Origin of the sequence: Cohnella herbarum, assembly GCF_012849095.1 — a bacterium.
GTDB classification, from domain to species: domain Bacteria; phylum Bacillota; class Bacilli; order Paenibacillales; family Paenibacillaceae; genus Cohnella; species Cohnella herbarum.
The window spans coordinates 6,488,018-6,499,960 of record NZ_CP051680.1 but is presented as its reverse complement, the minus strand read 5'-3'; the positions used below and the strand labels follow the sequence as shown (position 1 = coordinate 6,499,960).

Annotated in this window: 11 protein-coding genes; 3 read left to right on the top strand and 8 right to left on the bottom strand. The window is 52.1% G+C overall.

Annotation, left to right across the window (positions count from 1 at the left end):
* Positions 1 to 65: 65 nt before the first annotated feature.
* From HH215_RS27615 to HH215_RS27600, 4 genes are all read right to left on the bottom strand, one after another.
* Positions 66 to 1,781, bottom strand: a complete 1,716-nt coding sequence (locus tag HH215_RS27615) for an extracellular solute-binding protein (protein WP_169282818.1) — start codon at positions 1,779 to 1,781, stop codon at positions 66 to 68.
* Between the two features lie 66 nt (positions 1,782 to 1,847).
* Positions 1,848 to 2,741: a carbohydrate ABC transporter permease gene (locus tag HH215_RS27610; protein ID WP_169282817.1), complete on the bottom strand. Its 894-nt coding sequence runs from the start codon at positions 2,739 to 2,741 to the stop codon at positions 1,848 to 1,850.
* A gap of 15 nt (positions 2,742 to 2,756) precedes the next feature.
* Positions 2,757 to 3,722 (bottom strand): ABC transporter permease, encoded by a 966-nt coding sequence (locus HH215_RS27605; protein ID WP_169282816.1) that lies wholly within the window; start codon positions 3,720 to 3,722, stop codon positions 2,757 to 2,759.
* Positions 3,723 to 4,637: 915 nt separating this feature from the next.
* Positions 4,638 to 5,489: an alpha/beta fold hydrolase gene (locus tag HH215_RS27600; RefSeq protein WP_169282815.1), complete on the bottom strand. Its 852-nt coding sequence runs from the start codon at positions 5,487 to 5,489 to the stop codon at positions 4,638 to 4,640.
* Between the two features lie 265 nt (positions 5,490 to 5,754).
* On the opposite strand from HH215_RS27600, the gene HH215_RS27595 reads away from it, so the two are divergent.
* Together HH215_RS27595 and HH215_RS27590 are read left to right on the top strand one after the other, a co-directional pair.
* Positions 5,755 to 6,198 carry a GNAT family N-acetyltransferase gene (locus tag HH215_RS27595; protein ID WP_169282814.1) on the top strand — a complete coding sequence of 148 codons (444 nt, stop codon included), beginning with the start codon at positions 5,755 to 5,757 and terminating at the stop codon, positions 6,196 to 6,198.
* Between the two features lie 493 nt (positions 6,199 to 6,691).
* Positions 6,692 to 7,267, top strand: coding sequence for an RBBP9/YdeN family alpha/beta hydrolase (locus HH215_RS27590; protein WP_169282813.1), 576 nt, complete (start codon positions 6,692 to 6,694; stop codon positions 7,265 to 7,267).
* A gap of 161 nt (positions 7,268 to 7,428) precedes the next feature.
* Here HH215_RS27590 and HH215_RS27585 read toward each other — a convergent pair whose 3' ends face one another.
* Positions 7,429 to 7,755, bottom strand: a complete 327-nt coding sequence (locus tag HH215_RS27585; protein WP_169282812.1) for a YolD-like family protein — start codon at positions 7,753 to 7,755, stop codon at positions 7,429 to 7,431.
* A 146-nt stretch (positions 7,756 to 7,901) separates the two neighbouring features.
* On the opposite strand from HH215_RS27585, the gene HH215_RS27580 reads away from it, so the two are divergent.
* Positions 7,902 to 8,585 (top strand): SOS response-associated peptidase, encoded by a 684-nt coding sequence (locus HH215_RS27580; RefSeq protein ID WP_169282811.1) that lies wholly within the window; start codon positions 7,902 to 7,904, stop codon positions 8,583 to 8,585.
* A 20-nt stretch (positions 8,586 to 8,605) separates the two neighbouring features.
* Here HH215_RS27580 and HH215_RS27575 read toward each other — a convergent pair whose 3' ends face one another.
* The 3 genes from HH215_RS27575 to HH215_RS27565 all read right to left on the bottom strand — a co-directional run bounded on the left by HH215_RS27575 (position 8,606) and on the right by HH215_RS27565 (position 11,815).
* Complete coding sequence (locus HH215_RS27575) at positions 8,606 to 8,809, bottom strand: YbdD/YjiX family protein (RefSeq protein WP_169282810.1); 204 nt, start codon at positions 8,807 to 8,809, stop codon at positions 8,606 to 8,608.
* The gene (locus HH215_RS27570) at positions 8,802 to 10,886 is read right to left on the bottom strand and encodes a carbon starvation CstA family protein (protein ID WP_169282809.1); all 2,085 of its coding nucleotides are present in this window, start codon (positions 10,884 to 10,886) and stop codon (positions 8,802 to 8,804) included. Before HH215_RS27570 ends, HH215_RS27575 begins: the two co-directional genes overlap by 8 nt.
* A gap of 140 nt (positions 10,887 to 11,026) precedes the next feature.
* Complete coding sequence (locus HH215_RS27565) at positions 11,027 to 11,815, bottom strand: SDR family oxidoreductase (RefSeq protein ID WP_169282808.1); 789 nt, start codon at positions 11,813 to 11,815, stop codon at positions 11,027 to 11,029.
* Between the last annotated feature and the right edge of the window lie 128 nt (positions 11,816 to 11,943).

Sequence of the window (11,943 nt, the reverse complement as noted above, 5' to 3'; positions counted from 1 at the left end):
CCGTTCGGGGCAATATCCGCAAAGACGGATTCCCCGGCCCGATCGGCCGAGGAGTCCTCCCGGGCTTATTGGCCCAGCGTTGATTGATAATTCGCGACGTAATCCTTCCATACCTTAGTAAAGGAAGCTTCATAGCTTTCCAATCCGATATCCTTGGCCGATTTGACGAAATCCCCGAAAGCCTTCTCGAATTCGGCATCGTTCTTGGCCATGACGATCTCGGACGTCGTTTTCCTTCTCAGATCGTCCAGCTTCTGATCGATCACCTTGAACTTAGAGTCGCTCGGCGGCGGCAGTTGCCATAGATAACCGGGCACTTTCTCTACGGGAGGCAGAAGTTCGGCCCATGTGGAAATGTTGTATTTGCTCAGTACTTCCAAAGTCATCTCGTCGTACTCGCTGCGGACGGACTCCTGGGTGATCGGCGTTGCGAAGTCGCCATCCGCCAGCTTGGCGCCGTCCCCGATGCTGAACCAATTGGTCGTCTGACCGGTATACTCGCTGCGGAAGCCTTCCTTATAGATCGCATCGGGATCGGATAGCTTCTTCTGGATCCATTCCGGCTTCTGAACGCGCTTGCCGTCCTTGACCTCGTAATGTACGCCTTCGACGCCCCATTGCGTAAGGATTTGTCCTTCGTCGGAGAACAGATAGTCGAAAAATTTCATGATTTTCTCCGGGTTCTTGGCGTTCGTCGTAATGGCGAATTCATGCGTTCCTCCGTTCGCCGGAGTCATGGCATTGCTATGATCGCTGACCGATTCGTCGAAATAAACCGGAATATGCGCATACTGGCGATTGAGTTGCCCTGCCGCGCGCAGCGACGCCTCCGGCGCCGACGAGAACCAAGCCGGGGCATAGGCCGCGAGCACTCGCCCTTGGGCCATTTTCGCTTGGAGCTCCTGATCGCCCATCGAGAAAGCTTCCTTGTCCAGCATGTTGTCGTTGAACAATCTGTTCAAAAATTTATAGTATTGCTTCGTGAAGTCCGATACCGGGTTCCACTGCACGTTACCGTCCGCGTCGATGATAAAGTTGCCGTGATCGGGGTTGCCCGAAGCGCTCGTCGCCGGATTGTTGAAAAATATATTAATCGTCCAAGAATTCATTGCCGCACCGTAAGCGACCGTGTCCTTGCCATCGATCTTCGGATACTTGTCGGCATAGGCTTTAACGACATCGTACAATTGCTCTAGCGTTTTGATTGTAGGAAATCCGGCTTCTCTCAGCACGTCGTACTGAACGACGAATCCCGCTTTGGCATTCGCCGGCGCTTCTTTGGTCAGATTAAGCGAATATAAGGAGTAAATATGGCCGTCGTCGTGGCGAAGCAAATTCAGATAATCTCCCCACTTCTCCTTAATGTTCGGGCCGTATTGGTCGATCAGGTCATCCAGGGGGATGACGGCGCCGGCATCGATGTATTTCTGCAAATGCTCGTTATCGAGACGAACGATGTCCGGGAAATCGCTAGCCGCAAGCCATAGATCCCACTTCTGGAACAGGTCCCCGACGACTTCGTCGTATTTCAACTCCACGCCGGTCTTCTCCGTCAGCTTCTGGGTAATCGGCCCGCCCCAAACGAGCTTGCTATCCCCAACGCCCATCGAGTAGACGGTTTTCTCGTTACTCTCCGATGGCGAATTGGAGGAAGCGGATGCCGCGGGCGAAGCTTTGTCCGTACCGCCGCCGTTGTTCCCGTTGCCGGACGTGCATCCCGCAACCGCTAGAGCCGTTATTGACGCAAGAACGATGCCGGTAAACCATTTCCCCTTACGCATGAGTATTACCCCTCTTCTTGTCTTCATTTTATCTTAAGGCCTAAGCCTTAGATACATCATTAATCGCTATTCTTTCATCGCTCCGACGGTCATCCCCTGGATAAAATAGTTCTGAAGGAACGGATAGACGACCAGAATCGGTACGGTAACGACGATCGTCATGGCTGCGCGTATCGCCTGCGGCGTCACGGCGCTGACGGTGCTTTCCCCGATGTGGGCTTGCTGCGCTACGGATTGGTTCATGGCGCTCAGCAGTATTTTCATCAGCTCGTATTGCAGCAGACTCAGATGAGGCGACCGACTCGCGTACAAATAGTTGTCGAACCACGAGTTCCAATGCGTGACCGCGACGAACAGCGTAATCGTGGCCAGAACCGGCAAACTGACCGGGAGCAGAATTCGGAACAGAGTCTGGAAATGGCCTGCCCCGTCGATCTTGGCCGATTCCGTAAGCCCCGAAGGTAAAGTCTCGAAGTAGCTGCGCATGATGATAATGAAGAAAGCGTTCACCAACAAAGGCAGCAAATAGACGAGAAAGTTGTTCATCAGGTGCAGGTTTTTAATCAGCAAATAAGTCGGGATTAGGCCGCCGTTAATATAGAGCGTAAACACCAACGCGCTGTTGAAGGCCTTGCGGAGCATGAACTCTTTCAAGCTAAGGGCGTAGGCGAACATCGCCGTACATAGGATGCCCAACACCGTTCCGGCGATCGTACGGGCGATGGACAGGAGGAATGCGCCGAGCAGCCTGTCGTTGGAGAAGATAATGGAATAGTTATCGAGCGACCAAATGCGCGGCAGGAGATAGATTCCCCCTCTGATCGTGTCAAGCGGATCGTTAAACGAGATCGCGAACAGATTAAGGAACGGATATACCGTCATCGCTCCGAATAAGGCCAATCCCGCGTATAGGACGACATTGATGAAAAAATCCGCCGTGCCGTGTTTGTTTGTTCTCATCCTCGCGCCCTCCCCCTAGATCAGCCTGCCGGAGCCGGTCCGTCTGGCTAAGTAATTGATCGACAGCACCATTAGAATACTGACAAAGGATTTGAAAATACTGATGGCAGCGCCGATCGAATAATCGCCGATCTGGAACGAGTAGCGCATCGCGTAAAGGTCGAGCACTTCCGAGTAATCGAGCACGATCGGGTTGCCGAGCAGGAATTGCGACTCGTAACCGCTCTGGATAATCCAACCGACCGACAAGGTAAGCAGGATGATCGCCGTGGGCATAAGTCCGGGAATGGAGATGTGCCAGATTTTACGCAGTCTTCCCGCTCCGTCCACGTCCGCGGCCTCGTATAGGTCGGGATTAATTCCGCTGAGCACCGCCAGATAGATGATCGAGCTCCACCCGACCTCCTTCCAGAAGCTCAGGAACGTATGGATCGGCCAGAACCATTGCTCCTTCGCCATGAAATAGAACGGGCTTTCGAGCAGGCCGACTTTCTGCAGAAGGACGTTCAACAAACCTCCGTCCGGGGAAAGCACCATATGGGCAATATTGGCGATGACGACCCATGACACGAAATGGGGGATATACGTGATCGTCTGCACCGTGCGCTTGAACCATTTCACGCGAATCTCGTTTAAGGCTAACGCGAGCACGATTGCCCCGATGAAACCGGAGATCAAATTGAGGAAACCCATCACCAGCGTATTTCGCAGGACAAGATAGAATTGGTCGTCCTGGAACAGTTGCACGAACTTGTCCGCGCCGACGAACGGACTGCCGGAAATTCCTTTCACTACCTTGTAATCTTGGATCGCCATGATCCATCCGTACAAAGGCATATAGTTGAAGACGATGACAAGCGCCATGAGCGGAATTGTCATGAGAAGAAGCTCCTTCTGTTTCATCAAGCGAAGGAATACGCCCGCCGGCTTGATCGGCCGAAGCGGTTTCTTCCCGGGAAGCGGCGGGACGCCGGTTTTCATCGTTTGCTCACTCCTTGCTCGGGCGGGTTGTTGGGCGGTTGTTGACGGGCAACTTGTTGATAGGGCTTTGCGGTTCGTTAGTGCGGTTCGTTAGTGCGGTTCTTTAGCGCGGTTCTTTAGCGCGGTGCGTGGTTCGATTAATGCGTATTGTGAGCTCATCAGCGCGGTTCGTGGTTTTTCCTGCAATCCGTTGCTTAAGTTGTCTGTCATGGCTTCATTATAGGGCGATATGTAAGCGGTTTTAACCGTTCAAACTCTTAGGAATGACCTGACAAAGTTGTGCCTTTGGCTTAGCGCCGAAGTTCATATCGATTCTTTCGAGTAACTCTAGCTGAAACTAGCCACTACTCCCGAATTAGTCGATTTTTTCGAGCAACTCTCGCTGAAACTAGCTACTACTTCAGAATTAGTCGATTTTTTCGTGTAACTCTCGCTGAAACTTGCTACTACTCCAGAATTAGTCGATTTTTTCGTGTAACTCTCGCTGAAACTTGCTACTACTCCCGAATTAGTCGATTCTTTCGAGTAACTCTCGCTGAAACTAGCCACTACTCCCGAATTAGTCGATTTTTTCGTGTAACTCTCGCCGAAACTAGCCACTACTCCAGAATTAGTCGATTTTTTCGTGTAACTCTCTCCGAAACTAGCTACTGCTTCCGAATTAGTCGATTTTTTCGTGTAACTCTCGCTGAAACTAGCCACTACTCCCGAATTAGTCGATTTTTTCGTGTAACTCTCGCTGATACTCTATCCTGCGCTCTAGAGTTTGTAATCCACCAACTTATCCACAGACTTATGCACAGCCTGTCCACAACTTTTGAGATCCCCCTCTCCTGAACCGCGCGCAAAAAAACCCGACCGTAATGCGTCGGGGTTCCCTATTCTCATTTATAGCTATGGTTAATCCCTCATTCTCTAAACCTTCAAAGCCCGAAGCCAGCTCTCGACTTCACGGAATGTCCCCTTGTTCGCGAGGATGCCGTCGTGATCGCAATCCAGTACCGTCTCTACCTTGGCTTGATTGTATTGGGCGAACATCGGCGCATATTGACCGGGAATGAATACTTCCTCTTTATCTCCGACCAATACGAGCGTCGGTTGGGTCATCGCCCGCAAATAACGCTCGTACTTGGCTTTCGGCGTTCTGGACAGCATCAACCTGTAGCTGAGCTCCAAAGTTTCTCGCCCATGTCTGCTCGCAATCGGCTTGTCGTTGCGCATGACGACCCATTTATTCAGATGTCGGATACCAACAGCGCTCAGAACAGTCAAGATGCGAACCCTCTGCTTGTCGATCTGAATCGTGCTCCACGGTTCCTTCTCGTGGCTGATCGGCGCTTTCGGATGAACGGAAGGCGCGAGCAGCAGGAATGCGGCGATCTCCCGGGAAACCCGATGGACGGCCAGGCGAATCGCATTCCCTCCTCCGCCGGAATGTCCCGCCATGATCAAAGTAAGCGGAGAGGACGCGCGCGATCTGAGCCATTTTATCAAATCCTCGATATCGTCGTCATGCTGGCCAATATATTCCACGTCGCCCCTGCGGACCGGATGTAATCCGTAACCTCTAAGATCGGGCACGATGACTTGAGCCAATTGCCGTTTGGAAATAAATTCGGCCAGCGGATGCAAATATTGCCCGTCCTCCGAGATTCCATGCAGCAGAATGACGACTTTATTCGAATCCGCCAAATAATGACGGTAGCACAACGACCTTCCGTCCCTTGCTTCATAGGTTTGAATTGGGGGCAGTACTTTCTCGAACATGATGGACCTCCGACGATCGACTCTATAGATGCGCGCCCGTGTAACGATAGACCAACAGAATTGCAAACGCTATTTTAACCTAGTATACCACACTCGTATAACGCATAGCGTTTAAATTAGGTCTTCGGTCATGCACCTTTTTGACCACTCAATTCCGAAGTTTATGCTCACCCGCCGACTACTTCCTCCTTGAACGCCAAGCCGCTCTGTGATTCAATTACGTTATATGTGTTGGATCGACCAACGATGAACTGGAGGAGTGGCGATGCTGCGGGTCAGGCAAGCTACCAAACAAGACCATAGCGCCCTAAGGGAAATTTATTTGAAATCCCGCGCGCAATATTTTACTTGGATGGATTCCTCCAAGCTCGCGCCCGAAGACTTCGATCGGGACACCGAAGGCGAACTCGTGCTTGTCGCGACCAACGGCGCAAGGATAATTGGATTCGTCGCGGTATGGATTCCCGATCACTTCATTCACCATCTTTACGTCCATCCCGACTATACAGGGCAACAGGTGGGCACGAAGCTCCTGCAAACCTGCTATGAAACTTTCGACGCTTCCCCGCCGCTTACGCTAAAATGCATCAAAGAAAATGCGAAAGCCCTACGCTTCTATCGCTCGCAGGGCTGGCACATTAAAGGGGACGGCGTATCCTCGAATGGGGCGTATTATTTGATGGAGTATGGCGGCATACATCGGACTTAGAGCGATTCTCCGCCTAACTCCCGCTACCCTGCTCATCCGTGACCGAATTAGCCGGATTTTCAGCCTATACCCCGCTACCCAGCCCATCCGTGACCGAGTTAGCCGGATTTTCAGCCTATCTCCCCGCTACCCAGCCCATTCGTGACCGAATTCGCCTGATTTTTCGTCTAATTCCCGCAACCGAGCCGACCCATGCCCGACTTCGCCTGATTTTCCGTCTAACTCCCTGCTACCTAGGCCGGATTTTCAGCCTATCTCCCCGCTACTCTGCTCATCCGTGACCGAGTTAGCCCGATTTTCCGCCTATCCCTCGCTACCGCCCCCACATCCCATGCAGATTATCGGCTCGAAACTCCGAGGATTGGAAAGTTATGACCGCTATTGGACGATCGAAACTCTTAGCAGAAGCGGAAAGATAGCAATCAATAAGAAACCTCTATTATTATTTATAGTTAAAATAAAGATGATAATTTTGCATGGGAGGAAGACAACAGTGACAAAACAATTGTTATTCATTCAAGGTGGCGGAGAAGGAGCATACGATGCGGACGTGAAGTTGGCAGCGCATCTTCAAGAAGTTTTGGGCTCCGGTTACGAGGTGTGTTTTCCAAGAATGCCTGAAGAAGACAAGCCCGACTATGCAGCATGGAAAGAACAAATTATCCAATACATAGCCTCGCGAGATGGAGAAGTGCTCCTTGTCGGGCATTCTTTAGGAGCTTCATTTTTGCTGAAATATCTTTCCGAAGTAGATACCGCGAATCGCATTGCCGGCGTGTTCCTTGTCGCTTCTCCCTACTGGGGTGCCGAGGATTGGGAAGTGGAAGAGTATGCGCTTAATGAACAGTTTGCTTCAAAGCTTTCCAAAGTTCACCCGCTATTCTTTTATCATAGCCGCGACGATGAATGGGTGCCGTTTGCTCATCTTTCGCTATACGCCGAGAAGCTTCCTCATGCCGTTATTCGTCCATTCGATGGGCGCGGACATCAGTTCAACAACGATATGACCGAAGTTGCTCAGGATATTATCAGTTCGGATATTATCAGTTCGGATATTGACGGTTACTGAAGGACTGAGTAGCTCCCCCATTCAACATCTCCCCCGTTGTCTGAGTATCGTATTCCCAGTTAAAATAGCGCCAAATAGCCACTCAGCCTATTAATCCCCCGACGCTGATTGGCTAATTGTTTTACCTTATTAATCGCTTCATGGACGCCTTGTTTTCCTAATTACAATTTTGCGCCGATAATATCCTCCATCTTAAACCGTTCCCCATCGATTAGGAATGTGCGGGTATACGGATCCACCTTATCGACGATACCGATCGCCGCGCAGTCTTCATATTCATGGTACAGCTTAAAATGCGCCACGACCCTCATTCCCAGCGACTCCATAAGCACCCGCATGATCTCTTCCCATTGTTGCTCATCTAACACGGGCTTCATCGACCGCTTCAGCTTGAAATCCGAGTTCTCGGCGATCATTCGTTCCTTGTACTCCGTAAGCATCATCCGACTTGACTCCCATAATCCGGAATCCTCCAGCTTTTTGCTCATTTATAGTGTCCTCCGATCCTATTCGTCCGGTCTGTATAATTCATTATATGCGAACAAACGTTCTTTAATCCATGTTTATTTTTTGTATTTTCGAGCTTATACTGGAAAAGAGGGTTGTAAGAGTCTAGAGGCAGGAGGGACAAGCGATGTGCGGAAGATATACGATCGTAGTGACGATGGAAGAGCTTATGCTGAAGTATCTGGACGAGTTGCCTGCCGGAAGCCGCTATCATTTGCCCCGATACAACGTCGCTCCCATGCAGAACATCCTGGCGGTCATTCATGACGGGGAGAAAAACAGACTAGGGGAGTTGCGCTGGGGACTCGTGCCTTCATGGGCTTCGGATGACAAAATCGGAAGCAAGATGATCAACGCGCGCGCGGAAACGCTGCTCGAGAAAAATTCGTTTAAGACCTTAATCCGGCGAAAAAGAGCGATCGTTCCCGCGGACGGTTTCTACGAGTGGAAGCCCCACGGGGGCAAAAAACAACCGATGCGCATTACGATGAAGGATGGTGCCCTTTTCTCCATGGCCGCCTTGTACGATACATGGTCCTCGCCCGATGGACGCAAAATCAGCACTTGCACGATCATAACGACGACTCCGAACAGCTTAATGGCCGACATCCACGATCGGATGCCGGTCATACTCCGCCCCGAAGACGAAGCCTTATGGCTGGACCGCCGTAACGACGACGTCGAGCGGCTCACGGGTCTGTTGCTTCCTTATCCGGCAGATACGATGAAGGCGTACCCGGTTTCACCGATCGTCGGGAACGTCAAGAACGATACTGCGGAATGTATCGTGGAGCAAACGGTGCTGTTCTAACTCGGGGAGGCTCTTGACGTTTAACAGCAACGAGAGATTTTGCCGCCTTTCGCGTTGTACCGCGCTTCCTGAGCCTCGCGGAAAAACCGATCGCGCGACTTGATCGGCTCATCGGGATGGTGCGTCCGGCGATGCCGGACATAGGTTTCGTAATGGGGCACCCCTACAAGCAAATCGAGAAATTGCCGCCGTACCTTCAACGCTCCGACTATTTTTTCAAACATGCGCTTTCCCCTCCAAAGGTTCGGGATCTCGAACGACGTAAGGCGCTTCATGGAGCGTAAAGGATCGCCCCGACAGAATGCGTGCCCATATCCGGATCGCGGCGATGAACACGACGATAACGACAAGCATGAACATTCCGCAGATGACCGCGTTCACGTAGTTGTTCCTCACGATTTGCGCCATCTGGCCCAAGTTCGCGGCGGCTCCGATGACTTCCCCTTTATTCTTCGCATTCTGGAACTGTCTGGCCTGAGCCAAAAATCCGATAGCGGGCTTAGCATGAAACAGCTTCTGATACCCCGCGGTCATCGTCACGACTAGCAGCCCCGAAGCAGGCAAGAGCGTCACCCATACATAAGCTTTTTTGCCCATTTTGAACAGAATCGTCGTACCGAAGATCAAAGCTATGCCGGCGAGCATCTGATTCGCGATCCCGAACAGCGCCCACAAGGAATTAATGCCGCCAAGAGGATCGATCACCCCCTGAACGAGAAAATATCCCCAAGCGAATACGCAGATCGCCGTGGCGATCATATTCCCCATGAACGATTCCGTATTTCCGAGCCGCTTATTTACTGTACCCAATAATTCCTGAACCATGAACCTTCCTACCCTTGTCCCGGCATCGACCGTCGTCAGAATGAACAACGCTTCGAACAAGATCGCGAAGTGGTACCAGAAAGACATCAAAGCTTTGCCTCCGACGACGTTGGACAAAATATTCGCCATCCCTACGGCAAGCGTCGGCGCGCCGCCCGTCCTGGACAGCACCGTAGATTCTCCGATGTCCCGGGCAAGCGTCGTAAGTTCCTCCGCCGAAACGGAGTAACCCCAGGAAGAAATCGTCGAAGCCGCTTGCAGCGCGTCCGCTCCGATGACCGAGGCAGGACTGTTAATAGCGAAATAAATGCCGGGCGTAATAATGCATGCGGCAATTAAGGCCATCATCGCCACGAAGGACTCGGTCAGCATAGCGCCGTATCCGATGGACGTCATGTGCGATTCGCGCTCGATCATTTTCGGAGTCGTGCCGGAGGCGATTAACGCGTGAAATCCGGACACGGAGCCGCAAGCGATCGTAATGAACAGAAACGGAAATACGTTACCGGAGAAAACGGGACCCGTACCGTCCACGAATTTCGAAGCGTAAGGCATCAACATATCCGGCATGACAACGAGAATGCCGATGGCGAGCGCCGTAATCGTGCCGATTTTCAGGAACGTGCTTAAATAATCGCGCGGAGCCAGCAACAACCATACCGGCATGACCGAGGCGACGAATCCGTAACCGATGAGCAAATAAGCGATCGTTTCCCCTTGATATGTAAACAGAGGAGCAAGCGTCGCGCTTTCGGCTACCGACTGCCCGTAGATCAGCGCCGCAATCAACAGAACGAATCCGACGACCGATGCTTCGGTAACCCTTCCCGGACGGATATAGCGCATATAGACGCCCATAAGCAAGGCAATCGGGATCGTGCACGCGATCGTGAACATCCCCCAAGGGCTTCCGATTAATGCCTTCACTACGATAAGCGCCAATACGGCCAGCAAAATAATCATGATCCCCAATATGCCGATCATCGCGATGAGGCCCGTGACCCGTCCCATCTCTTCCTTGATCATATCTCCCAACGATTTGCCGTCCCGACGCGTCGAGGCGAACAGCACGATAAAGTCCTGCACCGCGCCTGCCACGATTACGCCGACGATGATCCACAAAGCGCCCGGCAAATAGCCCATTTGCGCCGCGAGTACGGGGCCGACGAGCGGGCCGGCTCCCGCGATCGCGGCAAAATGATGTCCGAACAGAACTCCTTTGTGCGTAGGCACGAAATCTTTGCCGTCATTATGCACTTCCGCGGGAGTCTTCCGCCGGTCATCGATCTCGAGCACTTTCCTTGCCATGAACCTGGCATAGAATCGGTAAGCGACGGCATAGAAGCACACGGAAGCCGCGACGAGCCATACCGCGTTTACCGTCTCTCCTCTCATGAGGGCCACAACCGCAAAAGAAGCCGCCCCCGCTAACGAAACGCAACTCCACAGCAAAATCGCTTTCCATTTTCCGCGCAATCCATGCACCTCGTTATGTACGGTTTTCCCACAGCTTTTCGCGAGCGGAAACACCATTGAGAATGCTCCGAAAGCAGGAAAATTATGCATAACGCTGGGATGAATGGATGGCTTCTTCGACTAATTCGGGCTTGGCTAGGTTACAACCCCTTAACCATACCGCCGTCCACGAGCAACGACTGTCCGGTCACGTAGGTGTTGGCGAACGAACCGTAGAATACGACGTGACGCGCGAATTCCTCGGGCGTCCCCGTTCTGCCGAGAGGAATTTGCTTGATCGCTTCCGCTTGAATATCGTCTACTGTCCGTCCTTGATTAGCCGCTCTCTTCATATCCAATTCCGCAATCCGGTCCGTCCCGATTCTGCCCGGCGCGACCGTGTTGATCAGAATGCCGTCCCCGGCCAATTCCGATGCCAGGCTTTTCGTTAAGGCATTAACGCCCGCCCGGAATACGTTCGATAGAATAAGTCCATCGATCGGCTGCTTAATGGAGGTGGACGTCAAATTCACGATTCGACCTCCCCCTGACGCTTTCAGGAAGGGCAACGCTTCGCGAATCATGCGAATGGTGCTGAGCAAGCTAAGCTCGAATCCTCCCGTCCAATCTTTATCCGCCATATCTGAGAAAAAACCACCTTGCGGTCCCCCGGCGTTCGTAACCAGTACGTCCAAGCCGTCGCTTCCCGCGGCAGCCGTCCGGATCGCGTTGCGGATATCCTCGTCTTTCGAGACATCCATCTGAAAAATCCCCACTTCGGCCCCGGTCAACGCCCGGATTTCCTCGCGCGCTTGCGCAAGCTGCTCCAAGCTTCGGCTCGCGATCGTGACGCGTGCCCCTTCTCTCGCATATTGAAGCGCGACCGCTTTGCCCAAGCCTTTGCTCGACGCCGCCACGAAAACGGATTTACCCGATAACATCAAATCCAATTCGATACACCCTTCCCGACATCTTATGAATGGCTGCGTTTCGTTTCAGTTAAATTGCCAGCAGCTTTAAACTAAGAGTGCCATATTGGTAACTCCGATGCAATAATTTCGCCTGTCTTTACGATCTA